Below are 25,102 nucleotides of genomic sequence, written 5' to 3'. Positions count from 1 at the left end.
GGTCCGATGTCGTTCGCGAAGGCGCAGGAGCTCCTGAAGCTCGCAATGATGGCCACCCGGCGCAGCGGGGTGTCGCTCGAGGAGATCATCGAGGAGTTCGGCTGCGTGCACCGCTCCGCGCAGCGGATGACCGACGCCCTGGAATCGGCGTTCCCTCAGACCCAAGCCGAGGATGGCGACGATCGGAAGCGGCGATGGCGCATCCCGGCACGGGCAGTGGCTCCCCTGCTCACACCGTCGGCCGAGGAACTCGCAGCGCTGACGACCGCGATCAACGAACTGGAGGCCGCAGGGCTGATCTCCGAGGCCTCCACGATACGGCAGTTGAAGCAGAAGGTCCGTGCGCTGGTACCGCCGGAGGCCGGAACGAGGCTGGCCGTCGACGAGGAGGCGCTGCTGGAGGCCCTCGGGCACGCCGCGCGCCCGGGCCCCAGGCCTGCGGTGAACAGCGCGGTCGACATGGCCATCTACGAGGCGCTAAAGGGACCGTTCCTGCTGCGCTTTCCATACAGGACGCGGACGCGTCCGAGGCCGACCGACCGGATTGTCGCTCCCCATGGACTGCTCCTCGGCGTCCGGCGGTACCTGATTGCACGGGACGCCGCCAAGCCAGCTTCGGCGCCTCTCCAACACTACCGGGTCGAGGAGATCGCCGAAGCGGAAGTCCTCCCGCAGAGCTTCGAACTCGATGCGGACTTTGACATCCGTCGCCATGCGGAGAAGGGTTTCGGCTCCTTCGAGAACTCTAGGGAGCAGGGTGACGTCGTCTGGCGCTTCTCCCCTGAAGCAGCTCCGCACGCACGCCGCTTCGTATTCCATCCGACGCAGACCATCGAGGAGGAGGCGGACGGTTCGCTTCTGGTGCGCTTCAAGGCGTCGGGCCACCTCGAGATGTGCTGGCACCTCTACGCTTGGGGCAGGTCCGTCGAGGTGCTGCAGCCGGCGCGGTTGCGGGAAATGGTGCACGGGCATCAGAGGACATTCGAAGCTCTGCCTTGAGCGCGCGAGGCGACGGTCTTGGTCGACGAGCCGACCTTGTCCTCGGGAGCACCAGATCGACGTCGTGTTCTAGGACTCTGAGATAACGATTCTTGAGAGATCCCTTCCGGGATCCGCCGGCGGCCCCGCCTCCTTTCGCTCAGAGTAGCGATCAACGAGCTGCTGAGCGTGGGGACGTATCAAGACGGTGAAGCGGACGAGTTCCTCCATCACGTCAACGATTCGGTCGTAGTAGCTCGACGGCTTCATACGACCCTCCGCGTCGAACTCGTTGAACGCTTTGGCCACGCTGGACTGATTCGGAATGGTGAACATGCGCATCCATCGCCCAAGGGTGCGCAGGGTGTTGACGCTGTTGAACGACTGGGATCCGGCCGAGACCTGCATCACCGCCAGCGTGCGCCCCTGCGTCGGCCGAACGCCACCGTAGCTCAGCGGCAGATGGTCAATCTGGGCCTTCATGATGCCGGTGATCTGCCCGTGCCGCTCGGGGCTGCACCAGACGTGGCCCTCGGACCAGGTCGAGAGCTCGCGCAGCTCGTGGACGGCCGGGTGATCATCGCCGTTGACCTGGTCCGGTAGCGGCAAGTCGGAAGGATCGAAGATCCGCGTTTCAGCGCCGAAGAGCTGCAGCAACCTGGCGGCCTCCTCGACGCAGAGACGTGAGTAGGACCGCTCACGGAGAGAGCCGTAGAGGAGAAGAAAGCGCGGCGGACTCTCGACGTCGCCAAGTCCGAGGGCCGGGCGGCGAATGACGTAGGCGGGGTCGAGCGCTGGCAGATGGTCCGGTTCGGTCAGCGTACGGAGCCTCATGCCGGCGCGCCCCGCTCGTACCAGCCCCGGCTCCTCTTCACGATGCTGACTACCGAGAGCATCACCGGCACCTCGACGAGCACGCCAACCACGGTGGCGAGCGCCGCGCCCGAGTTGATGCCGAACAGTGAGATCGCGGCGGCCACGGCGAGTTCGAAGAAGTTTGATGCGCCGATGAGGGCGGCTGGAGCAGCCACGCACCAGGCGACCCCGAAACGGCGGCTGAGCCAATAGGCAAGCGCGGCATTGAAGTAGACCTGGATGAGGATCGGCACCGCCAGCAGTGCGATCACCAGCGGCTGCTCCAGGATCTGTTCGCCCTGGAAACCGAACAGGAGGACCAGCGTGGTGAGCAGCGAGACGAGGGACACCGGGCTGAGCGCCGCCAGCAGGCGGTCGAGGGCGGGCTGGCCACCACTGCCAATCACCATGCGCCGCAGAAGCTGGGCGATGACCACCGGGATGACGATGTAGAGCACGACCGACAGGAGCAAAGTGTCCCAGGGGACGGTGATCGCCGCCACGCCGAGCAGCAGGCCGACGATCGGCGCGAACGCGAACACCATGATGATGTCGTTCAGCGCGACCTGGCTCAACGTGTAATTGGGCTCCCCGTCGCAGAGATTCGACCAGACGAACACCATCGCGGTGCATGGGGCCGCGGCGAGGATGATCAGGCCGGCGATGTAGGAGGGAATCTCGGCCTGAGGGAGCGAAGGCGCGAATAGCCAGCCGACGAACAGGGTGCCGAGCGCCGCCATCGAGAAGGGCTTCACCGCCCAGTTGATGAAGAGGGTGACGCCGACGCCTTTCCAATGCTGGCGAACCGAGCCGAGCGCACCGAAATCGATCTTCAGCAGCATCGGGATGATCATCAGCCAGATGAGGACTGCCACCGGTAGATTGACGCGGGCCACCTCGGCCGAGGCGATCAGGGCGAACAGATCCGGGAAGGCGTGGCCGAGGCCGATGCCGACTGCGATGCAGAGCGCCACCCACAAAGTGAGATAGCGTTCGAAGAAGGTGATCGCCGGCTTGCTCGGGCCGGCTGCCGTGGCTGCTGTGCTCATGTGCATTCCTCAGGCGAGCCGCTGGCCGTCGGCGCCGACGACCAGCTCGCCATCTTCCTTGGCGAACGCGCCCTGCTGCGCCGCCGGCAGGATGTCGAGCACCGCCTCCGACGGCCGGCAGAGCTTCACGCCGAGCGGCGAAACGACCAGCGGCCGGTTGATCAGGATCGGGTGCGCCATCATCGCGTCGACGAGTTGGCCGTCGGTCAGGCTCTCGTCGCCGAGGCCGAGCTCCGCGAAGGGCGTGTTCTTCTGCCGTAGCAGATCACGGGGCGAGATGCGGGCGCGCGCGATCAGCTGCTCGAGCATGGCGCGGGTGGGCGGCGTCTTCAGATATTCGACCACGCGGGGCTCGATGCCGGCATTGCGGATCATCGCCAGCGTGTTGCGGGACGTGCCGCACTCCGGGTTGTGATAGATGACGACGTCGACGGAACTCACTGCGCCCACTCCTTCGTGGTGTCGGTTGCGCCCTCGAGCTCCCCGATCTCCCGGATCTTCGCTCGAAGCGCCAGGGCATCGAGACTTTCAATCGGGAGCGCCATGAAAAGCGCGATGCGACTCCTGAGATGGTGCAGGGCCTGGACGAACGCGTCGCGCTGGCCCTCTCCCTCGACAGCGGCCGGATCCTCTATGCCCCAGTTGGCGGTGAACGGGTGGCCCGGCCAAATCGGGCAGACCTCTCCCGCCGCGTTGTCACAGACGGTGAAGACGAAATCCATCGCCGGGGCGGTGCGCGGCGCGAACTCGTCCCAGCTCTTCGAGCGCACGCCGTCCGTCGGGAACCCCAGCGAGCCGAGAACCTCGAGCGCCATCGGGTGAACGTGGCCCTTGGGGCTGCTGCCGGCCGAATAAGCGTGGAAGCGGCCGTTTCCGAGCTTGTTCAGAAGCGCCTCGGCGATGATCGAGCGTGAGGTGTTCCCTGTGCACAGGAACAGCACGTTGTAGACTTGCGCGGCATTCTCTTCAGGCATTGAGTTGCCTCCGTCAGCAGCAGGGGACGAGTTCGGAGATCAGATTCTCGCAAAGCTCGGCCTCACCGCCGCAGCAGTCCTTCACCAGGAACAGGGTGAGCGCACGGAGGCGACGGAGATCGGCCCGGTAGATGATCGAACGGCTCTGCCGTTCGGACGCGACCAGCCCGGCCCGCGCGAGGGTCGCGAGGTGGGTGGACATCGTGTTTTGCGGCACGTCCATGAGCCGCGCGATCTCGCCGGCCGGGAGGCCGTCCGGCTGGTGCTTGACCAACAGCCGGTACGTCTCGAGCCGTGTTCTTTGGGACAGAGCCGCAAGGCCGGCGAGCGCCGAATCAATATCCATTTATCGAGAATAGCAGATACTTTCAGTTCTGCAAGCAGTGACAATGGCCTCGATCCGGTGCTTGCGTGGGGTTCAGGCGCCGCAGCCCGTGCTTCAGGCGGGCGCTGCCGCGCCGGCCGGCGCACAGCAAGTCTCTGTGGCGGCGTTCGGGTTGATCCTGGTCGGCGCGGGGCTGTCGCCGTACACCGTGGCCTCGCCGCTCGTGAAGAAGGCCTCCCAGACAATGCCGTCGGGATCGGCGATCCAGCTCTTCTCCGACTTAGCGTAGCAGCAGGTGGTGGCGCCCTCTTCGAGGACCGGGCGGTCGGCGGCCTTCAGCTGCCCGTCGAAGGCGCTGACGATCCGGTGATCCCAAAGCTCGGAGCTGGAGCCAGCGGCTTGAGTCCGCCTGCGCGATCCGATTGCCAAATCAGTTAATGTGAGGGATGACAGGCGGCCCTGCGTAGGTGCATAGACGCGCTCCCCGCGCAGCTAGCAGCCGTTTGAAGCGCCGGCCTCATGCGTTCTGCAGGAGATCGCCTTGGCACCCCCCTCGCCGAGGTGATCGGTCCCCGCCGCTTGGCAGGCGGCGGGGACCTATCCAGAGTCCACCGCGTGGAGCTTCGGCACGGCTGCTCGGATGACGGTCCAGGACGCCTTACGAAAGGCAAGAGAACGACGCGGTGTTCTGCGGGCAATGCGGGAATGCCGGCGCCCGGCACATCCGGGAGTTGAGGTCAGGAGCAACGACCAGCTCCGGCATGGCGGCCCAACGCGCAGCCATGGGCTAGCATCGAAAAGGGGGTTCAGAACAATTTCACCATTCTGGCAAGCGATTGGCGAGCAAGCTGCGCCGCAGATGCTATGATAGGACAATGCTCATGACTGCTTCAGGAGACCAGCGGGACATCGATCCGGGACTGCGACAGCGATGGCGGAGGCCGTCATGGCGACGCTCATCCTCCTGCGTTCCAGCCTGCGGCGGGCCGCGGTCGAGCCGCTTGAAGACCGCAGTGGCGGACGCCGACAAGACGAGCGGCGGCTCAGCCAATTCTGACCGCACCTCCAGCCGAGAAGGATGTACCAATGCGTAAATGGCCAGTTCGCATTCTGTTGCTTGGTCTTGCCCTGCCCGGCTGCGCCGCCGCGACGGCGCCACAAGTCGGCGCGACCGTCTCGACCACGTCCAGCCGTCTGCTCAAGATCACCGAAGCCCACATCGAAAGCCGTGGGAACGCAATCCTGGTGCGAGGCCGTGTTGAACGCCGCTCGCAGCAGCAGCGCCCCGTCTGGGGGCACCTCCATCTTGAAGCATGGGGAGGTGGGAAGCTGCGCGGCGTGAAAGACAGCCATTGGTCGGTGATGGGCAGGTACCGTTTGCCCGGATCGACATTCCGCGCGAAACTCGACGTTCCCCCCGAGATGGTCGACGAGATCCGGGTCACGCACGCGCCCGGCAGGGACTGATCCCCGGGTGCAACGCAGCGGCTGAAGAACTCAGCCCAGCGCGATCGAACCCTCAGGAAGGGTTGAAGAGCAGGCGCCAACCGACCGGCGACCTTGGACTCGCCTCGCGTCACCGATCGACGAACGCGATGAAGAGATCTGCTCCAATAAGCACGCCGTGGTCGTGACAGTCTGACTGCGCGGAACCCCTTGCCGATCTGGATCATACGGCGGGTCGCGCATCCGAGTACGTCCGGACGGTGCCGATCACCGCCCGCATCGACCTATTTCAGTGCCAGCGACGATGGTGGCGACCGTGCCGCGAGTGCCCCCTGCGGTGGTGGCGATCATTTCCGTAGTATGAGCGGGACCCGTAATAAGAACGGCGATCGTAGTAGCCATAAGGATCGCCGTAATAGGGATCGTAATAGGCCGGGCGCGCATAGCTGCGGCTGCGATAGAGCGGGCCGCCATAGCCGCCGCCAAGGTGGATGCTGATGCCGCCGTGCCCGCCACGATGGTGCCCGCCGCCATGCCCGCCTCGTGCGAGCGCCGGGCTCGCCGTAAGAGCGGCCACTGCCGCAGCCACCAAGCCGAGAACAAATTTCCTGTTCATGTATCCTCTCCCGTCACGCATGCCTACAGCTCGGAGAATAAAGGATAATTGTCGCTGCAGGTGTGAATTTGCGCTGAACCGGACTGGAATTTCGACACGTGAAGAGATGCAAACGAAAGGACCGCCTAGCCCATCACGAAGCCCCGGCTGCTGATGGAACCGCTGGACTGCAGCTGATATTGTCGTCCCGATGCCGACGACGATGAACCCCTTCCACCGCCGGCGGGCGGCGGCCACCGTGGAGCCACCACCAGTAAGCACTACGAGGCAAGAGCGCCTTCTCCGCTGGGCGGAGGTGCTGGACTGCGATCCGGACCGGATCTGCGCCCTCGTTCCCTTGATGGGCGCCAGCGCGGTCGAACGCGCCACGATGATGGTGGAGAATTCGCCGTTGAGCATCGCGCACGCGGATTCCATCCTGCGGATCTGGGGCTTGCGGAGCGAACGGGTTCAAGACGCAATTGCGTTCTTCGAGCTGTCCGAAATGGATGCGGCGCGGATCTTCGGTCTGAAACGCACCGTCCGATCGCGAACCGCGCGAGACGTGGCTCACAGGGTGCGCAACGTCGCCGACAAGCGATCGGAACGAATGATCTTCCGCCTTGCGCTGACCGGGGGCGTGGCAGGAGTGCTGCTCATCGCGATGGTTTCGTGGTTTGTACGATAGCTCAGGCGACCCAGGCGCGGGCCACCTACATCAGGAGGTGTAGCGAGTGGATCTGCTGTGGGAGCCATCCCGCACCCGGCTTGCCGATGCCCTATGGCAGTAGCCCTGTCGGGTCAGTGATGGCTTCCGCCATGGTGCCCGCCGCCATGGTGCCCGCCGCCATGATGTCCGCCGCGGCCTCCGAAGTGACCGCCTCCGAAGTGACCCCCTCCCAAGCCGAACCCGAAATAGACGTGGCTTCGATAGGGCCGCCAACCGTTGCCGTAGTAAGCATAGGCTCGCCGAGAGTAACCCCGCGGCAGGCTTTCCACCCTGGCCAGGCAAAGCGGTGCCTGAGCTCCCTGATCTGCCGGGATCCGGTCGGCCTCGGGAGTTGAACTCGGGAGTGGCTCGGATGCGGCATCCTTGGCCGCCGACGGGGGCGTTGGCCCCGCCGGGTATAGGTCTGCCCGGAATGCCCCTGGAGCGTCGCACGGCACTTCGTAATAGACCATGGGGGGCGGTTCTTGCGGGTAGGTCGCGCAACCGCCCAGTGCAGCGAGCGGAATAGCCGTCAACACGGCCCCGACTGTCGTCTTCCCGATCATTCCATCCTCCTGGCGCCTGCCAAGTCGACAGCATTGCGCTTCCAGACGGGCCTCAGCAACCGCAAACTCTGGACGATCGACCGGACCCCGGGGAGCAGGACAAACGGCGGACGGCAGCTCTGGCGCTTCTCCTACGAGTGCTGGCTATGGTCGTCGTCGATCGCACGCTGCAGGGCCGCGACGCGCTCCAGGTATTCGCTGGCCATCTCGAAGTGAGCGGCAACCACTTCAGGCGCATTCGCCTTCTGAGCAAGTTCCAGCTCCTGTTCGGCACGGGCCTGGAAATACTCGATCTCGTCCTCGGGCGAAGCGCCGCCGGCCTGGTCCTTCGGGGCGTCTGGATCAATCGGCATCGGCGTCCACCCTCGGCAAATAGCGCTCCCCCAGCCGGACGACGGTCACGATCACGATGCCGAAGACGGTCGTGGCCAGGACGATGGCGAACTGACCGGCTCCGGCAGCGATGCCGACCGCAGTGGTCAGCCAGATGTTCGCCGCCGACGTGACGTTGCGGACCTGGTCTCTGGAGACGAAGATAAGCCCGGCAGCGATGAAACCGATCGCCTGCGCCAGCCCCTGTACGACCCGCAAGGGGTCCGTCCGGGTCTGCCCATCGGCATCGAGCGTATCATGGAGAACGAGCGCCGAGAGGGTTATCGCCGCGGCGCTGAGGCCAACCAGAGCGTGCGTGCGAAGACCCGCTGAAACACCCCTGATCTCGCGATCGAGCCCGAGCAAGAGCCCAACGACCGTCGCACAGCCCAGGCGGAGCAAAATGTCTTCGAAGCTGGTCACGGCAAGGGCCTTTGTGAGGATGAGGTTCGTGCGGCGGATTGTCGTCTCCGACGAGCGTCGCCATCGCCCCTGGATCGCGCCAGATACTTCCTCAGAGAAACGATCGGCCGTCTGAGATAGAACCAATCGGGATGACAACGGCGCAATATCGGACCTGCGAGGGAGGCGAGCAAACCTGAGAAGCGCAGCCCGTGCTTCAGGCGAACGCCATTCCTAACAGGCTCGAGCAGATACCACTCTGTTACAAGCAGCACCCTTTCCCATCCGATTTCAATGTCGATTTCCCGTGGGGCACTACAGACGGACAGCGTAGCCTCCGTTGTCGCAAGCTTCCCACGGCTGTTCCTGACGAAGGTGTAGCGGACCTTCTCACCAGTCAGCGAGGAACCATCAATCCTCACGTACGGGTGCCATTTTTTGTAAGATGAGAAGTCAGTGAGCGCGGTCCAGACCTTATGCTGGCTCGCCGGAATGTCGATCTCCTCCACAACGTCAATCATCATCGATAATCCCGCATCTCACGGTCCACAGTCACCTCAAGCGTGAGCGCCGTCTTCCGGCCTGCAACTGACTCGCTCCGCCTGGAGGGTGACGTGGCCGATATTGAATCGCTCCTTGAGCACGGCTGCAGCGGCCAGCCGCACCTCCTCAGGCTCCTTCTCCCCGGCGATCACGATGTGCGCCGAGGCACTGACTTCATCGCTCGTGACAGACCAGACGTGCAGATCGTGAACTGCGCTGGCGCCGGGAATCTGCTCGATCGCGGAGCGGATCTCGGCCAGCGTGATGCCTTCGGGCACGCCTTCGAGGAGGATTCTGGTGGTGTCCTTGAGCAGGGTCCACGTCCGCGGCAACACCCAGAGGCCAATGATGATCGCAATGACCGGATCGACCCACAGCCAACCTGTCAGCATGATGACGACCGCGCCGACAATGACCCCGGCGGAACCGAGGAGATCGGCCCAGACCTCGAGATAGGCACCCTTGATGTTGAGGCTGGCATCCTTGCCGGAGGCCAGGATCCGCATCGCGACGAGGTTCACGATCAGGCCGATGCCGGCGACCACCAGCATGCCGGTCGACTGGACCGGCTCAGGGTTACGGAGCCGCTGAACGCCTTCGAAAAGAATGTACCCGGCAACGGCAAAGAGCAGCAGCGCGTTGAAGGCGGCCGCAAGGATCTCGAAGCGGCGATAGCCGTAGGTCCTCACGTCGTCCGCAGGTCGCTGTCCGATGCGGATGGCGGCCAGCGCCACCGCCAAGGCCGAGGCGTCCGTGAACATGTGCGCCGCATCGGAGAGCAACGCCAGGCTCTTGAAGATGATCGCGCCCGCGACCTCGGCAAGGAGAAACCCACCGGTCAGGCACAGGGCGATCGTCAGCTGACGCGCGCTCCCGCTGGCGGAGTGGCCGTGACTAGCCTTTTCCATGCGTGTCCCTCCTCATGAACATGGCCTCGCAGGGCGCCTGGCCGACCACATCAGTGCTCGCGAGCCGCGCGGCAGCCATCGGTCTCCGCCGATACAGGCAAGCAACCAGCTCCCCGACGCTCGCGTGCCCGCCGCCTCAACTTGCCCGGACCGGCCGTGCTGGCGGGTTCTCGATAGCATGCTTCGCTTCTCCATAAGGCTCGCGGAAGGCGAGCAGACGCAGTGCGTTGAACACGACGACGAGGGTGGAGCCCTCGTGGGCCAACACGGCCGGCCCAATCCCGAGCCCGAGGATCGTCGCAGGCAGCAGGACGGCGACCACGCCCAGGCTGACGAACACGTTCTGGCGGATGATGCCGCGTGCCTGCCGGCTGAGCCCTACCGCGAACGGGAGCTTGGCGAGGTCGTCCGCCATCAGCGCCACGTCGGCGGTCTCCAGCGCGACATCCGATCCTGCGGCCCCCATCGAAATTCCAACAGTCGCGTTCGCCATCGCTGGAGCGTCGTTGACGCCGTCACCGACCATTGCGACCTTTGCCTGAGCCTTGAGCTTCTTGATCGCGTCGACCTTGTCCTCCGGCATGAGGTCGCCCCAGGCTTCCTGGATCCCCACGGTGCCGGCGACGGCTTGCGCCACTCGCTGATTGTCACCCGACAACATGATCATTCGATCGATGCCGAGCCCCCGAAGCTGAAGCGTCGTAAGGCGGGCGTTCGCCCGCGGCGTGTCCATCAGACCGATCGTCCCCAGATAGTGTGATCCGCGCCGGACGATCATGATCGTTCGACCCCTGGCCCGAAGACGATCCGCAGCGGCCTTGACCGCGGGCGGCAAGCCGGGACCTGCAACCTCCGAGAACAACTCGTCGCGTCCGATGTGCACGGTCTCCCCTTCTACCGATGCCTCCACGCCGCGCCCGATGACCGACCGAACGGAAGAAGCGACCGCCGTCGGCGACCGAAGGCGCTGCCCTCCATCTCGAACGATCGCACTTGCCAGCGGATGGTCGCTCCGGGCCTCCACGGCGACCGCCATCCTGAGGAGCTCCTCTTCCGTGCTTCCTTCGGCAGGGACGACATCCGTGACTCGAGGCCGGCCTTCAGTGAGGGTGCCGGTCTTGTCGAAGGCGATCGCGCCCAGGGCGCCGAGATCCTCCAGCGCAGCGCCGCCCTTGATCAGGACTCCGCCTCGTGCAGCACGCGCCACGCCCGAGAGCACCGCGCTCGGGGTGGCAATGGCGAGGGCGCAGGGGCTCGCGGCGACGAGCACGGCCATCGCGCGGTAGAAGCTGTCGCGGAACGGCTCATCCACAACCACCCAGGCGAAAAGCAGCAGGACTACGAGGCCCAGAACGGCCGGCACGAAGATCCGCTCGAACCGGTCGGTGAGGCGCTGGGTGGGCGATTTCTGCGTCTCCGCCTCGCTGACCATCTGGACCACCTTGGCCAGTGTCGACTCGGAGGAGAGCCTGGTGACCCGAAGCGCGAGCGCCCCCGCCCCGTTGATCGTGCCGGCGAACACCCGCGATTCCGAGCCCACCTGGTCCGGAGCCGCAGCGGCTGCCGCAGCATCGTCCACGGGCCGCTTCTCGACCGGAACGCTCTCGCCGGTGACCGGCGCCTGGTTCACGCTGCTCGCCCCCTCTACCACGAAGCCGTCGGCGGGAAGGCGTTCATTGGGCTTGACCAGAACGATGTCCCCGACGGCCAGAGCTTCCACAGGAACCTCTTCCGTGGAGTGGCCGCGCCGGACCACGGCGGTCTGCGGCGCGAGTTTTGCCAAGGCCTCGATCGCACGCTTCGCCCGGCCCATGGCATAATGCTCGAGAGCATGGCCAAGGCTGAACAGGAAGAGAAGCAGTGCGCCCTCCGCAAACGCCCCGAGGGCGGCAGCGCCCGCTGCCGCAACCAGCATCAGCGTATCGATCTCGAAGCGCCGGAGCTTCAGCGAATCGATCGCTTCGCGAAGCGTGTAGAAGCCACCGAACAGGTAGGCGCCGAGATACAGGCCGGTCGGCACGATCTCAGCTACCGCACCGGTCCGGGAGAGGATGAAGCCTGCCGCCAGGAGGCCGCCGGAGATCAATGCGAAGATCAGCTCGGTGTTGGCACCGAAGGGGCCGCCGTGGCTGTGCTCGCCCGCGTGCTCGTGCGCGCGCCCGTGCTGTTCATGGATGTGATCTCCATGTCGACTTCCAGCTTGCGCCTTCGCTGCGGCGGTCCGTGGATGCCGTCGAGGCGGGGCCGCGATGATCGTGCTCCTGCGTCCAACGCCGACGAGGGTCAGGGCGCCAAGGATCTCGAGCTCGTCGATCCGCTCGCGGTCGAACTCGGCCCGCACCGTTCCGCTTGCGGTCGCATTGGCTTCGATGATGCCGTTCAGGGTGCACAGATGCTCCGCGACCGTGCGAGCCCGCCGTTGATCATTGATCCCGGTCACGTCCCAGACCAGATGTCCGTAGCGGGACGTCAGTGAAGCTCCCGCGCGCCGGGCGGCGTCGCGAATACGGGTAATGCTCGTCGTCCCGGGATCATAATGCACGCACAACTGGGGAGGAGCCGCGCCGGAGGCACCGACAACGTGCGCCTCGGAGATTCCATCGGTTCCGCGAAGATCCGTGAGAAGCCGCACGACGCAGCTATCCGCTTCGTTCGGAACGTCGGGGAGAAGGAGCGGGAGATCGAGCCGTTCGCGCTTCGTCACCTGTATCTCTCCAGCAAGCTGGGCCGGCAGCGCGCTGCGGCTGCCGGCCCGGTTGGTCACTCGGCGGGCAGAGGTCCGCCGAGCAGGTTCACATCGTCATATTCTCCGGTGACATGCCTCTTGCCGCGTCCCTTCAGCAGCAGGTGGCTGATCGCCGGAAGGACGTAGAGGGTCATGATGGTTGCCACGATAAGACCGCCGATCACGACGATCGCGAGCGGCTTCTGGACCTCGGCGCCACGTCCATGCGCAAGCGCCATCGGGACGAAGCCGATGGCAGGCACGATGCCCGTCATCAGCACCGCCCTCACCCGCTCCATGGTACCCTCGACGACCGCGTCGTCGACCGCCCGCCCTTCGTCGATGCGCTGACGGACGCTGGTCATCACCACCAGCCCATTGAGCACCGTCACGCCGGAGAGGACGATGAAGCCCACCGCCGCCGAGATCGAGAAGGGCAGCCCTGCAAGCGCCAGGCCGAAGGCGCCGCCGGCGAGGCCGAGCGGCACCGCCGAGTAGACGGCAAGGGACGGCATCACGCCGCCAAGCGCCAGGAAGAGCAGCCCGAAGATCAATGCGAACACGATCGGCACGATGATCGCGATGCGGGCGGAGGCCGCCTGCAGATTCTCGAACTGGCCGCCCCAGGTGATGGTCACTCCTGGCGGGAGCTTCAGCTTGTCCACACGTGCCTGCGCCTCGGCGACGTACGAGCCGAGATCCCGGCCGCGGACGTTTGCCTGGACGACGACACGGCGCTGACCGTTCTCCCGGCTGACCTGGTTCAGGCCTTCAGAGAAGCCGAAGCTGGCGAGCTCGCGCAGGGGCACCGACTGCCGGATGCCACCCTCGCCACGCAGGAGCACCGGCAGCGCGCCGACCGCATCGAGGTCGTTGCGAGTGGAATTCGCCAGACGGACGACGATGTCGTAGCGCCGGTCACCTTCGAACACGAGACCCGCCTCACGCCCGCCGAGCGCGGCAGCGACGGTGTCGGTCACGTCCTGCACCGACAGGCCGTAGCGTGCGATCGCATCCCGGTTGAACTGGACCTCCAGCGTCGGGAAGCCGGCGGTCTGCTCGACCTTGAGGTCGGCCGTCCCTTGCACGCCGCTCATCGCCTGGGAGATCTGCCCGGCGACCTGGGCGAGCTGATCCATGTCGTCGCCGAAGACCTTGACGGCGATGTCGCCGCGGACGCCGGCGATGAGCTCGTTGAAACGCATCTCGATCGGCTGGCTGACCTCGTAGGCGTTGCCGATCAGGCCCTTGAGCTTGCCCTGGATCCGCTCGACGACCTCGTCCTTGCTTTCGACTCCCTCCGGCCATTGTTCCTTAGGCTTCAGGATGATGAACGAGTCGGAGGCGTTCTGCGGCATGGGATCGCTCGCGACTTCGGCGGTGCCGGTCTTCGAATAGATGAAGGCGACCTCCGGAAGCGTGGAGACAGCCCGTTCGACCTGCAATTGGAGTTCCTTGGACTGCTCCAGCGAGGTGGATGGGATGCGCAGCGACTGCATGGCGAGATCGCCCTCGTCCAGGGTCGGGATGAACTCCCGGCCGAGGGTGGTGAAGACCAGACCGGCGAGGACCAGGGTCGCGATACCTCCGGCAACCCACTTCCAAGGCCTCGCGACGAGGCCCCTGAGAGTGGGTTCGTACACGCGCTTGAACCACGCGATGGCGCGCACGTCCTTCTCGGCGACCTTCCCGCGGATGAGGACGGCCACCATCGCCGGCACGAAGGTCAGCGACAGGATGAACGCTCCCACCAGCGCGAGCATGACCGTGATCGCCATGGGCGAGAACGTCTTGCCCTCGACCCCGGTGAAGGTCAGCAGTGGCGAGAACACCAGAAGGATGATCGCCTGTCCGAAGATGGTCGGCCGGATCATCTCCTTGGTCGCGATGTAGACCTCGTGCAGGCGCTCCGGAAGCGCGAGCAGCCTGTTCTCCTTGTGCTGCCGCTCGGCGAGCCGCAGCAGGCAGTTCTCGATGATGATGATCGAACCGTCGACGATCAGGCCGAAGTCGAGCGCACCGAGGCTCATGAGGTTTCCGGAGACGCCGACCCGGTTCATGCCGATCGCCATCAGCAGGAACGAGAGAGGGATGATCAGCGTGGCGATGATCGCCGCACGAATGTTGCCGAGCAGCAGGAACAGGGCGACGGCAACGAGGATCGCGCCCTCGGTGAGGTTCTTCTCGACCGTGCCGATGGTGGCGTCGACGAGCTTGGAGCGGTCGTAGACCACATTCACCACCACCCCCGGCGGAAGCGACTTCTTCACCTGCTCCAGCCTCTCGGCCACGGCCTGCGCGACGATGCGGCTGTTCTCCCCCACGAGCATCAGGGCCGTGCCGATCACGACCTCGCGCCCGTTCATGCTGGCGGCGCCGGTGCGCAGGTCGCCGCCGACGCGGACGTTCGCCACGTCGCCGACGCGGACGGAGACGCCGTTCCTTGTTCCGATCGCCGTGCGTTCGACCTCGTCCATGTCACGGACGCGGGCGTCGGCCCGCACGAGGAACGCTTCCCCGGCGCGCTGAACGAAGTTGGCGCCAACGGAGATGTTGCCGCGCTCCAGCGCCTCGGCCAGCTCAGAGAAGGAAACCCCGAATGCGGCCAGCCGGCTCGGATCCGGCTCGACAACGAACTGCTTCTCGTAGCCGCCGATCGAGTCCACGCCCGCAAGCCCCGGCACGCTCCGCAGTTGCGGCCGGATGACCCAGTCCTGAATCGTCCTGAGATAGCCCGCCTTCGCGACATCGTCGGTCAGGCGTTCGCCCTGCGGCGTGAGGAACGAGCCGTCGGGTTGGAAACCGGGCCGGCCCGGGATCTTCGGCGACCTTGCAGTGGCAGTCCGGTCGAAGTCGACGCTGTACATCAGCACTTCGCCAAGGCCGGTCGACAGCGGACCCATCTGGGGCTGCACGCCGGCAGGCAGGCTCTCGCCTGCGGCGTTCAGGCGCTCCGCGACCTGCTGGCGCGCGAAATAGATATCGACGGCGTCGTCGAAGACGACCGTCACCTGGCTGAACCCGTTGCGCGAGATCGACCGGGTCGACTCGAGTCCGGGGATGCCCGCCATTGCGGTCTCGACCGGAAAGGTCACGAGCCGCTCCATGTCGAGTGGCCCGAAGGCAGGCGCCTGGGTGTTGATCTGCACCTGCTTGTTGGTGATGTCCGGCACCGCGTCGATCGGCAGGCGCAGGAGCTGGAAAGCGCCGTAAGCGGCGACCAGGAGGGTGAACGCGATCACCGCCCAGCGAAAGCGGACGGCGGCGTCTATGAGGCGGTCAATCATCTAGCGGATGTCCTGAACCCATGCCGAGGGCATGCGGTGAATTGGAAGGCGGTGAGAGCGGAGCACGCGATCAATGCTCCGCCTCGCTCGCGCCGAGCTCGGACTTCATCACGAAGGCTCCGGTGGTCACGACCTCGCTGCCGGCGCGAAGGCCGGAAAGGATCTCGACCCGGCCGCCGCTTCGCGACCCGACGGTGACGGGCGTCGCTTGGAAGCCTTTCGCTACCCGCACGAAGACGACGTCGCGGCCTTCCACCGACTGAACCGCCTCTTCGGGGAGCACGATGCGACCGTTGGTGGCGGCGCCACGCGGCGAGATCCGGGCACGAAGGCTCTGTCCCTGAACCAGTCCGGCAGGCGTTCCGATCGGCGAGAGGACGATGGTAGCCGCTCTGCTCTCGACGTTGACGGCGGGCGTCGACGAGCGGACGACCGCGTCGAGGGTTCCGCCGCCCGGCAGCTCGATCACGCCCGGGTCGCCGGGACGGATGCGCTGCGCGTCGGGCGCGGGCACGGCCGCTTCGATCTGCACGCTGCGCGGGTTCGCGACCTCGAACAGCTCCGTGCCTGCCGAAACGAAGGCGCCGAGCTCCGCGTCCACCTTGGTGATGCGACCGCTGATCAGGCTGCGGACCGCAATGCTCCGGCCGTCGCCGCTCACTCCGGCGGCGGCGACGGCCGCCTGCGTACGCCTCAATTCCGCCTGGGCCTGCGCATTCGCCGACTGTGCCGCTTCCAGATCCTGGCGGGCGGTGATCTTCGCGTTGAACAAGCGCTGCTCGCGGGCAAGCGCAGATCGCGCCGCCTGGGCACGGGCCTGCGCAGAGCTGCGTTCCGCGACGATGCCGGCGGCTTCCCGGCTTTCGAGGATGGCGATGGTCTCACCCGCCGCGACATTGTCTCCGAGGCGCTTGAAGATCCGCGTGACCGCTCCGTCCGCCCGGGCGGCAAGCGACGACCTGCCTTCCGGAGGCGCCGTCACCGTGGCCTGCGCCAGGATCTCGGCCCCGAGCGTGCCTTCCGTGACCTTCTCGGTGCGGATCCCGGCGGTCTGGATCCGCTCGGGGGTCATTTCCACCAGCCCCTCAGCGTGCTGCTCGCCTCCCTTCTCGGCGGCCTCTTCGCCTTCAGGCGCCTCGGCGCTGACTGCTGCCTTCTCGTCCGATCCATCAGGACTGTGCGTGAGCAGCACGCCGCCCACCAGGACCGCAGCAAGGGCAGCCCCCCCAAGGGTGAGCATCTTCTTCCTGTCACGTGTGATTTCCATGTCTTCTGGTCCTGTTACTGTGCGGCCACGCGGCCGAGTTCGGCCGTCGCGAGCGCCTGCGCGAGACGCGCATCGATGAGAGCGGCCTGGGCCGAGGAAAAGGCGTTCTGTGCGTCGAGCAGCTCGAGCAGCGATGTCTTACCGGACTGGTAGGACAGCTGGGCCAGCCTCAGCGCCTCAGCGGCCTCCGGAACAGCTGCTCGCTCCAGAGCTTCCACGCGGACTGCTGCCGCTTCGACATTGGTGATCGCGTTGCGGACACGCACCGTTGCCGTCGCCACGGCCGCGGCGCGCCTCGCTTCGGCGGCCCGCACGTTCGCCTGCGCCGCCTCGATGTTGCCCCGGTTCTTGTCGAACACCGGGAGCGGCAGCGAAAGACCCGCCACGAGTGCGAAATCCCCGCGTTCGCGGACATGCCGGACGCCCAGGCCGACGGCTGGATCGAGCTTCCGGGCGACAATCTCCTGGCGAAGCGCGGCCTCGGCGCCCAGCCGCTCGGCCTCGGCAAGTCGAACCTCGAGACTTTGCTCCGCGTCGATCGAGCGGGGCACCAGGTCGAGAAGTTGCCCGGTCACCGATTCCGGCGGCGTGCTGACGCCGAAGAGCGAGGACAGGGTCGCGCGGGACGCGGTCTCCGCGGCCTCTGCCGACAAGAGCTCCGCGACGGCCTGAGCGGCCGCCGAGCGCGCCCGCAATCCGCGGAGCGGCGGCTCCCGCCCGGCGTCGACAAGGGTGTTGGAGATGCGCGCTAGTTCCTGCGCGCGCTTCTCATTGGCCTGGGCAAGCCGGAGCCGCTCGCGTGCTGTGACCGCGGTCGCGAACTGCTGGCGGACGGACTGGGCGAGATCGGCGCGCGCCACGTCAAGACGCAGCTGGGTGGCCGTCAGCTCGGCCTGGGCGACGGCCTGCCGAGCCTGACGGCGACCGCCAAGATCCAGTCTCTGATTCAGCGCAACCGTGGTCTCGAGGCCACGAACACCGGAGAGGTCCCCGGTCCCCGCAAAATTCTCGACCTCCACGCTGAGCTCGGGGTTGGTGCGAAAACCGGCCTGCCTGAGGCGACCTCGAGCGGCGTCGACGGCGGCCCGCGCCGCCAGGATAGCGGGAGACCGTGCTTCCGCCTCCTCCAGCGCCTGCTCGAGGGTCAGGTTGGAGGGCAGCGGACCTTCGCGTGGCACAAGGACGGGAAGTGCTTCATTCGACGGAAGCGGGGCCGGTGGGCCTGCCAGCTGAGGCGTGGTCGGCGACCCGACGCGCGGTGTCGCAGGCGTGCTGACCTGTGCTTGCACCGTCGCCGGAGCCGAGAGTGCAAAAGCGCCGAGCGCGAGCAGCGAGACACCTCCCGACCGGAGCACGCCTGCGGCAGCCGCCGCACGCGCCAGGCGCGTCGGCATCTTTGATGATGACATTGAATGTTTTTCCTAAAGCAGTCTCTAAGGCGCAGCCGGGCAGCTGCTGGACAGAGTGCTTCAGAACTTCGGAGGGTGCTCGGGACCGACGACGTCGGCGTCGATCAGACATGGCTCGACCCGTCTGATGTAAGCCGTGGACGAATAGCCCATCTGCGCTTGCTCGGGCACCGCGCTCGGGGCAAGCACGCCGTGCGCACAATGGCCGAACGCGGAATGCACCGGAGCGCCTCCCGGCTTGGATTTCCGCTGATCCTGTTCGTCCTGAGGAGCGGCGACTGGCGTGACGGACGCCAGGACGGACACGTAAGCCGCCTTGTTCACCGTCGCCTCGAAACAGCCAAGCTCGGCAAGAGCCGGCGTGGCGGCGACGAGCATCATCAGGGCGGTGACGACCACCCCGACCAACATTCTCGTCACACGATCCAGACCGAACATAATAAGGGAGAACTCTCTCGCCGAGTGCGCCTTAAATACAGCCAACAACGTCGATTACAAGCGCCTATCGACGAGGCTTTTCGGCGCTTTCGTATTGATATACCATCCATCTTCGCCTGAGTCCGCGCCGCGACCATGCGCGTCCCGGCCGGAACGCGGTTCATGCCGCTTCAGACCGGGCAACGAGCGATCATCCTCCGTCTGATTCAGCGGGCCACACGGATCCTTGCGGACGGCCGAGGATTGCCGTGCCGTGCCGTGCCGTGCCGTGCCGTGCCATGCCTCCGCGGAGGCGATTTCATCCACTCTCGCGCTCACGCGAATCCGCTGGAGGAGCGAACAGGAGTATGAACACGGAGAATGATCTTGTGGCGAGACGCACGATCCTGTCCGGGATCGCCGCGTCTGCGGCAGTGCTGATCGTGGGATGCTCAGTCGACATAGCCATTGGCAGAGAGCATTGGGGCCGGCAGCACCCGCGACGAAAAGTTGCTGTCCTCAAAGAAGCGCAGCTTCTTCGCCCGCACCGGCGGTAGGCCGGATATGAGCACCAACTCGTCAGTCGGCGGCAGCTGCATCACCTCGCCCGGCGTCAGCAGCGGCCGCGAAGTCTCCTGCCGGCTGACCATGACATGCCCGAGCCATGGGGAGAGCGGTGCCCCGCATAGTTGCGCATCGCCCGCTGCTCGGTCGCGGTCCCGAGCGCGTCCGAGATCCGCTTCGCCGTTCGCTCGTCGTTGGTCGCGAACGCGACCCGGACATGGCAGTTATCGAGGACGGAGTTGTTCTCGCCATAGGCCTTCACGATCTGGTTCAGGCTCTGCGCGATGAGGAAGGCGCGGACGCCGTAGCCGGCGCGGAACGCCAGCGCCGTCTCGAAAAAGTCGAGCCGCCCCAGCGCCGGAAACTCATCGAGCATCAGCAGCAGCTGGCGCCGGTCCTTCTCCGGGCCGAACGGCAGCTGCTCGGTCAGCCGACGGCCGACCTGGTTCAGGATCAGGCGGACCAGCGGCTTGGTGCGCGAGAGATCGGAGGGCGGCACGACCAGGTAAAGCGACACCGGCCGCTCCCCCTCCAGCAGGTCTGCAATCCGCCAGTCGCACTCCGAGGTCACTGCGGCTACCGTGGGGTCGCGGTAGAGACTTAGGAATGACAGCGCCGTCGACAGAACCCCTGACCGCTCGTTCGCCGACTTGTTGAGAAGATCCCGCGCCGACGCGACCACCACCGGATGCACCTTCGGGGCCTCGGCCGTCCCGAGATGGTTTGTCGCCATCATCAGCTTCAGGGTTTCGACGAACTCCTGCCTCGGGTCGGACAGGAAAGAGGCGACCCGCGCCAGCGTCTTCTCCTCCTCGGCATAGAGGACGTGGAGGATTGTCCCCACCAGCAGCGAGTACGAGGTCTTCTCCCAATGGTTGCGCCGCTCCAGCGCCCCTTCCGGGTCCACGAGGATGTCGGCGATATTCTGGACGTCCCGCACTTCATGCGCGCCGCGTCGCACCTCGAGCAGCGGGTTCCAGCGCGCGGAGCGCGCATCGGTCGGGTTGAAGAGCAGGCAGTGCGAGAATTTCGAGCGCCAACCGGCGGTGAGATCCCAATTCTCACCCTTGATGTCGTGCACGACCACAGAGTCCGTCCAGCTGAGCAACGTCGGCACGACCAGGCCGACGCCCTTGCCGCTCCGCGTGGGCGCGAACGCCATCACATGCTCCGGTCCCTGGTGGCGGAGATAGTTGCGATCGAGCCTTCCCAGGAATACGCCGCGGTCGCCGAAAAGGCCGGCGGCGCGCACCTCCCGGTCCAAAGCCCAGCGCGCCGAGCCGTAGGTGGTCACCAGTCCGGTCTGTCGTGCGCGCCACAGCGATCTGATCACCGCCGCGGCGCAGCCCAAAAACCCGCTTGCCGCGGCGAGCGTGCCGGCCTTGTCGAACACCTCTGGCGCATAGGCCTCGTAGTGATACCACTAAGGGAACAGCGACCAAGGCCGGTACACCGGCAGCCCGCCGAGCATGAACCACGGAGCTCCGAGCTCCGGCTGGTACGCGAGCATCGCCGCCGCCCACTGCGTCGAGGCCCACAGCCCCAGCAACACGATAGCGAACATTTGGCTGTCCGCCCACCCAGGTAGTCGCCGATTATGTTGCGCAGCGCCTCAAGCTCGACGGCATGCGCTATCGCTCGGTGCAGGCCGGCGGCGCTCGCCGTAACCTGGTCCTGCTCCATCCCGCCGCGCGCGTCGACCCTTGGGCGCGGGTTGCCAATCTGACGTCGATGTCGATTTCGGCTGGTGGGATGAGGACGAAATTCGAAAGGCTCGAAGCTACGATCGCCGGGTTGCAGCCGATATATGAGCGGGCCGGTACCGAAGCCATTCTGGATTGCCGCGGGGCTCGGCCCGGTGCCATTGAGGTTGAACCTCAGTCACTGGCAGGATCGTGACAGGTCGAGCGCCGAGGTGAAGGCGCTGGCGCTCGCGCGTGCCGACGATCTGGGGCCGCAATGCTCGGGCGCTCGAGGGATGAAGGCGACGCTGCTTGATTCGGCCAACCGCTGTTATCGGGACGGTCGTCCCGATTGTTCGATCATCGAGAGCTTGGCGTGCTGAGCCACGAGGAAGTCCAATCATTCACGCCACAGGCTTCGATGCGGGGCATTTCTGAAAGTGTGTGATCGAATATTCCGCATGGTCCGGCGGCCACGCGGTACCGCTCCTAGGGCGGAAGCTAAGGAAGTATGATTGTCTCCTTCGTGACATATGCCACGCAGCCCTCGAGAAGCGGCCACGTCGCCCCCCGGCACCGGTCTGGACTGGTGATGCGCATCGCCTGGGCCCACCGCGATCCAGCCTCGTGCTCGCTGCACGTGTTCGGGCATCCAAACCCTTCGAAGCCGGCAGTGGCGGTGCGATTGCGACGGGCGTCGTATGCAGCGTAGCTCTCGCCTTCCTTTTCGCCTCCTATATCGGCGCCACTGTGGAAGAGGTCGCGGCTTCCGATCTCCTCGTCGGAATGCGGGCCGCCATAGCCGAGAAAGTCCTGCGCCTTGTTCCGCAAACGGGGGTCCATGCTCGCGATGAGGCCGAGCATGACAAGCAGGACCAGTCCCATCGCGGCGAGGACGATCCAGGGTCGGTCACTGCTCATTGGGATCTCCTGCGAGGTACAGAGGTCATCTGATGCACCCGACGGCGTCAGCGCAATAGCCGCGCAAAAAGGACCCGACCCGAAGGAGCGAACGGTGCATGCTCGCACCAAAACAATTTCTCCCATTTTTAACCCGTCGCTGCTACGGCGCGTTGCAATGCGGCGGCTCCTCCCTCTTTTCTGCGCTCTCCTCCTCGGCATCATGCTCTGGACGGGCACGGCATCGCGCGCCGCAGAGATTCTGGGCTGCTCGGAAGTATCGGCCAGCTCGGCAGGGCATTTCGAGGGTGATGACGACCAGGTTCCCGGCGATGACGGGAAGGCTGCGCCTCACCACCACAGCGCCTGTCACGGCCATTGTATCGGCGTTGCTTCGGAGGCGGGCATGATTGTCCGATCCGACCGGGCAGCCGCAATTCGTGTTCTGCCGCCGTCCGCCCCTGGCGGACAGATGGCAGCTCACCCGGCTCTCAGACCTCCAATCGCCTGACGATCGTGCTCGTACGCCGGCGGAGCTCGCTCCCGCCGGCCGATCCGCGTCGTCAGGAGTCACAATTTCATGTATCGTCTATTCGCTGCGGCGTCGGTCGCGGCCATGCTCCCTTTTGGAGCCAGTGCGGATGCGCAGGTCGGCACGCCTGCCACGCCGCGCGTCGGGACACCGAGCACGCCCCCGTTGGCAGGGCCGCCGGCTCCGTCGCGCGCGGCCAACCTCCCGCTCCTGGCCCCCCGCGAGGGGCCGCTTGCAGCTTCGCTGACGCTTCAGCAGGCGCTGGAGGAGGCTGAAGCCCGCTCACCGGCAATCCTCGCAGCCCGGGCCCGCGTAGAAGCAGCGGAGGCGCGCATCCGGCAGGCCGGCTTTCGATCGAACCCGGAGCTCAGCGTCGAGGTCGAGAATTTTGCGGGAACCGGCGATCTCTCGGGCTTCCGCGGCACCGAGACCACGGTCGCACTGAACCAGCGGCTCGATCTCGGCGGTAGGCGGCGTACGCGGGTCGCTGCCGCGCAGGCCGAGCTGGCCGCCGAACAGCTGCGCCTCTCCATCGCGAGAGCCGACCTCGCCCAGGCGGTTCGCGAGCAATTCGCAAGGGCGGTGACGGCAAGGGAGCGATTGCGCATCGCCTCGGATAGCGAGGCTCGCGCCCGTGACCTCGCCCGAGTTGCGGGGATCCTGGTGCAGGAGGGGCGCGAGCCGCCGCTGCGCGCGATTCGTGCTCGATCGGCAGCCGCGCAGGCGCTGGCCGATCTCGAGGCCGCGCGCGCCGAAGAGCGGGCGTCCCGAAGCACCCTAGCATCGCTGTTCGGCGTGACCGAGCCGCCTGCCGAGGTCGTTGGGGCCTTGCTCGACCTGCAGCCAAGGACGCTGACTCCCGAGAACAGCCTGGAAGTCCGGCTGGCCGAGGCCGAGCGGCTGCGCGCTGAGGCCGAAGTGGGGCGGGAGCGTTCCGAGGCTCGCCTCGATCCGGCGGTCGGGCTCGGCGTCCGGCACGTACGCGAGAATGGCGATTTCGCGCTCGTCGGCGGCGTTTCGATGCCTCTGCCAGTGTTCAATCGCAACCAGGGCAATATCGCGGCGGCGCAGGCAGGAGTCCGGGCGGCAGAGGCCAATCTCGCCAGCGTGACGGCCTCGGCGAGGGTTCGCGCGCAGAACGCGATCACGAACGTCGACGCGGCTGCAGCACGTGTGGCGGCACTCGAGAACGCCGCCATACCCGAAGCGGCCGAGGCCGTGCGTCTCGCCGAGATCTCATATCGGGAAGGGCGAGCGACCCTGCTCGAGCTGCTCGACGCGCAGAGCGCCTATCGCGCCGCCCAGACCTCCCTCATCGACGCGCGCCTCGCGCAGGCGCTGGCAACGGCCGAGCTCGGCCGCGTCGTTGCCGAATAAGGATCATTTGACATGGACATATCAGCAATCACCAGCGACCGGACCAAGTTGATCGGCGGCGCAGCGGCCATAGCGATCGTGGCGGCCCTGGGAGGCCTAATGGTCGGCAGATCGGGAGAGCCCGCAGCCGAGACGCAAGCCACCGAGGCGCCTGCCGAAGAAGGCGAGGAAGCCGAGGAAGCGCACGGACCCGAAGGTTTCGTCGAGATGACGCCCGCCCGGATCGCTGCCGTCGGCATCCAGAGGGAGACCGTCTCGCCGGGCGCACTGGGCGCCGAGATCCTCGCGCAGGCGACGGTGACGGCTCCGCCCGAGGGTCGGTCGTCGTTGACCGCGCGGGCGGACGGCGCAGTCACCCGCATCTTCAAGCGCCTCGGCGATTCCGTGGGGGCAGGAGAGACCGTCGCCCTTCTCGAGAGCCGCGACGCGGCGGCGATCATGGCCGAGCGCGCGTCGGCAGCGGCGCGCGCGACCGCGACGGGCGCGGCGCTCAACCGCGAGCGTCGCCTGTTCAACGCCAAAATCACGGCGCGGCAGGACCTCGAGGCGGCCCAGGCCGAGGCCGCCCAAGCGCAGGCCGAGCTTCGGCGGACCCAGGCGGCGGTGACGGCGGCCGGCGTGACCTCGGACGGCCGGCACATTGCGGTGAGAAGCCTCATCGGTGGCCGGATCACCAAGGTCGATGCGGAGCTCGGCGCCTATGTATCGGCGGGGACGGAGCTGTTCGAGGTGGCGAACCCCCGCAGCGTCCAGATCGAGGCGGCGGTGCCTGCCGCCGAGGCGCAGCGCATCCGCAGCGGCGATCCGGCGGTCATCGAGCTTCCCGGCGGGGCCACGCTGGCGGCGACGGTGCGTTCGACGACGCCGTCGCTTAACCCGGAGAGCCGGACGGCGACGATCGTGCTGCAGCCGCAGGGAACACCGGCGGGGCTGGTTCAGGGGCAGGGCGTGCGCGCCCGCATCACGCCGCGGGGTTCGGCCACAGACGGCCGGATCGTGCTTCCGGAAGGCGCCGTCCAGTCGGTCGAGGGCAGGGACGTGGTGTTCGTCCGACAGGGGAAAGGCTTCCAGGCCGTGCCGGTGAGTGTCGGACAGCGCGCCGGCGGCCGTATCGAGATCCTGAGCGGACTGCGTCCCGGCGCGGTCGTCGTCACCACCGGCGCCTTCGTCCTCAAATCGGAACTTGGTGCCAGCGAGGCGGAGCATTGATCATGGGGTAC

Annotated in this window: 23 protein-coding genes and 2 pseudogenes; 7 read left to right on the top strand and 18 right to left on the bottom strand. The window is 66.4% G+C overall.

Annotated elements, in window-relative coordinates:
- Positions 1-6 precede the first annotated feature (6 nt).
- Entirely contained in the window at positions 7-999 is a 993-nt protein-coding gene (locus E2493_RS02925) for a helix-turn-helix transcriptional regulator (protein ID WP_135083541.1), read from the top strand.
- Between the two features lie 69 nt (positions 1,000-1,068).
- Here the strand turns inward: E2493_RS02925 and arsH are convergent, their stop codons facing one another.
- From arsH to E2493_RS02895, 6 genes are all read right to left on the bottom strand, one after another.
- A complete protein-coding gene (gene arsH / locus E2493_RS02920) occupies positions 1,069-1,812 on the bottom strand; it encodes an arsenical resistance protein ArsH (protein ID WP_135083538.1) in 744 nt (247 codons plus the stop codon).
- A complete protein-coding gene (arsB, locus tag E2493_RS02915) occupies positions 1,809-2,882 on the bottom strand; it encodes an ACR3 family arsenite efflux transporter (RefSeq protein ID WP_135083536.1) in 1,074 nt (357 codons plus the stop codon). The genes arsH and arsB overlap by 4 nt, the downstream gene beginning before the upstream one ends.
- Positions 2,883-2,891: 9 nt before the next feature.
- Positions 2,892-3,323: an arsenate reductase (glutaredoxin) gene (arsC, locus tag E2493_RS02910; RefSeq protein ID WP_135083534.1), complete on the bottom strand. Its 432-nt coding sequence runs from the start codon at positions 3,321-3,323 to the stop codon at positions 2,892-2,894.
- Positions 3,320-3,856 (bottom strand): arsenate reductase ArsC, encoded by a 537-nt coding sequence (locus E2493_RS02905; protein ID WP_135083532.1) that lies wholly within the window; start codon positions 3,854-3,856, stop codon positions 3,320-3,322. The genes arsC and E2493_RS02905 overlap by 4 nt, the downstream gene beginning before the upstream one ends.
- Positions 3,857-3,869: 13 nt before the next feature.
- The gene (locus E2493_RS02900; protein WP_135083530.1) at positions 3,870-4,202 is read right to left on the bottom strand and encodes an ArsR/SmtB family transcription factor; all 333 of its coding nucleotides are present in this window, start codon (positions 4,200-4,202) and stop codon (positions 3,870-3,872) included.
- Between the two features lie 93 nt (positions 4,203-4,295).
- Positions 4,296-4,610 (bottom strand): VOC family protein, encoded by a 315-nt coding sequence (locus tag E2493_RS02895; RefSeq protein ID WP_404828285.1) that lies wholly within the window; start codon positions 4,608-4,610, stop codon positions 4,296-4,298.
- A 657-nt stretch (positions 4,611-5,267) separates the two neighbouring features.
- Here E2493_RS02895 and E2493_RS02890 point away from each other — a divergent pair.
- On the top strand, positions 5,268-5,648 hold the full coding sequence (locus tag E2493_RS02890) for a hypothetical protein (protein ID WP_135083528.1): 381 nt from the start codon (positions 5,268-5,270) through the stop codon (positions 5,646-5,648).
- Positions 5,649-5,916: 268 nt separating this feature from the next.
- Here E2493_RS02890 and E2493_RS02885 read toward each other — a convergent pair whose 3' ends face one another.
- On the bottom strand, positions 5,917-6,243 hold the full coding sequence (locus E2493_RS02885) for a hypothetical protein (RefSeq protein WP_191992954.1): 327 nt from the start codon (positions 6,241-6,243) through the stop codon (positions 5,917-5,919).
- Positions 6,244-6,433: 190 nt separating this feature from the next.
- On the opposite strand from E2493_RS02885, the gene E2493_RS02880 reads away from it, so the two are divergent.
- Positions 6,434-6,910: a hypothetical protein gene (locus E2493_RS02880; protein WP_135083526.1), complete on the top strand. Its 477-nt coding sequence runs from the start codon at positions 6,434-6,436 to the stop codon at positions 6,908-6,910.
- Positions 6,911-7,628: 718 nt separating this feature from the next.
- Here the strand turns inward: E2493_RS02880 and E2493_RS02870 are convergent.
- The 10 genes and pseudogenes from E2493_RS02870 to E2493_RS02825 form a co-directional block, all read right to left on the bottom strand.
- Positions 7,629-7,850: a hypothetical protein gene (locus tag E2493_RS02870; RefSeq protein WP_135083522.1), complete on the bottom strand. Its 222-nt coding sequence runs from the start codon at positions 7,848-7,850 to the stop codon at positions 7,629-7,631.
- Entirely contained in the window at positions 7,840-8,292 is a 453-nt protein-coding gene (locus E2493_RS02865; protein WP_225421109.1) for an MgtC/SapB family protein, read from the bottom strand. Before E2493_RS02865 ends, E2493_RS02870 begins: the two co-directional genes overlap by 11 nt.
- Entirely contained in the window at positions 8,289-8,795 is a 507-nt protein-coding gene (locus E2493_RS02860; RefSeq protein ID WP_135083520.1) for an SRPBCC family protein, read from the bottom strand. Before E2493_RS02860 ends, E2493_RS02865 begins: the two co-directional genes overlap by 4 nt.
- A 33-nt stretch (positions 8,796-8,828) precedes the next feature.
- Entirely contained in the window at positions 8,829-9,722 is an 894-nt protein-coding gene (locus E2493_RS02855; RefSeq protein ID WP_135083518.1) for a cation diffusion facilitator family transporter, read from the bottom strand.
- Positions 9,723-9,858: 136 nt separating this feature from the next.
- The gene (locus tag E2493_RS02850) at positions 9,859-12,426 is read right to left on the bottom strand and encodes a heavy metal translocating P-type ATPase (protein ID WP_135083516.1); all 2,568 of its coding nucleotides are present in this window, start codon (positions 12,424-12,426) and stop codon (positions 9,859-9,861) included.
- Positions 12,427-12,482: 56 nt separating this feature from the next.
- Positions 12,483-15,734: an efflux RND transporter permease subunit gene (locus E2493_RS02845; protein ID WP_135083514.1), complete on the bottom strand. Its 3,252-nt coding sequence runs from the start codon at positions 15,732-15,734 to the stop codon at positions 12,483-12,485.
- 70 nt (positions 15,735-15,804) lie between these two features.
- Entirely contained in the window at positions 15,805-17,001 is a 1,197-nt protein-coding gene (locus E2493_RS02840; RefSeq protein ID WP_135083512.1) for an efflux RND transporter periplasmic adaptor subunit, read from the bottom strand.
- Between the two features lie 14 nt (positions 17,002-17,015).
- Positions 17,016-18,395: a TolC family protein gene (locus E2493_RS02835; protein ID WP_135083510.1), complete on the bottom strand. Its 1,380-nt coding sequence runs from the start codon at positions 18,393-18,395 to the stop codon at positions 17,016-17,018.
- 75 nt (positions 18,396-18,470) lie between these two features.
- A complete protein-coding gene (locus tag E2493_RS02830) occupies positions 18,471-18,848 on the bottom strand; it encodes a hypothetical protein (protein WP_135083508.1) in 378 nt (125 codons plus the stop codon).
- 443 nt (positions 18,849-19,291) lie between these two features.
- Positions 19,292-20,955: pseudogene (locus E2493_RS02825) on the bottom strand (conjugal transfer protein TraG); the annotation flags it as partial.
- Positions 20,956-20,975: 20 nt separating this feature from the next.
- On the opposite strand from E2493_RS02825, the pseudogene E2493_RS22205 reads away from it, so the two are divergent.
- Positions 20,976-21,290, top strand: a pseudogene (locus E2493_RS22205) (hypothetical protein); the annotation flags it as partial.
- Positions 21,199-21,456, top strand: a complete 258-nt coding sequence (locus E2493_RS02815; protein WP_135083506.1) for a MerR family transcriptional regulator — start codon at positions 21,199-21,201, stop codon at positions 21,454-21,456. The pseudogene E2493_RS22205 and the gene E2493_RS02815, both read left to right, overlap by 92 nt.
- A gap of 118 nt (positions 21,457-21,574) precedes the next feature.
- Here E2493_RS02815 and E2493_RS02810 read toward each other — a convergent pair whose 3' ends face one another.
- Positions 21,575-21,994, bottom strand: a complete 420-nt coding sequence (locus E2493_RS02810; RefSeq protein ID WP_135083504.1) for a hypothetical protein — start codon at positions 21,992-21,994, stop codon at positions 21,575-21,577.
- Between the two features lie 559 nt (positions 21,995-22,553).
- On the opposite strand from E2493_RS02810, the gene E2493_RS02805 reads away from it, so the two are divergent.
- Together E2493_RS02805 and E2493_RS02800 are read left to right on the top strand one after the other, a co-directional pair.
- Complete coding sequence (locus tag E2493_RS02805) at positions 22,554-23,882, top strand: TolC family protein (RefSeq protein WP_135083502.1); 1,329 nt, start codon at positions 22,554-22,556, stop codon at positions 23,880-23,882.
- 12 nt (positions 23,883-23,894) lie between these two features.
- A complete protein-coding gene (locus E2493_RS02800) occupies positions 23,895-25,091 on the top strand; it encodes an efflux RND transporter periplasmic adaptor subunit (protein ID WP_135083500.1) in 1,197 nt (398 codons plus the stop codon).
- Positions 25,092-25,102 lie beyond the last annotated feature (11 nt).

The organism is Sphingomonas parva (ex Maeng et al. 2020) (assembly GCF_004564275.1).
Lineage (GTDB): Bacteria > Pseudomonadota > Alphaproteobacteria > Sphingomonadales > Sphingomonadaceae > Allosphingosinicella > Allosphingosinicella parva.
The sequence above is the reverse complement of the archived record's forward strand: the minus strand, read 5'-3'. Positions and strand labels throughout refer to the sequence as shown.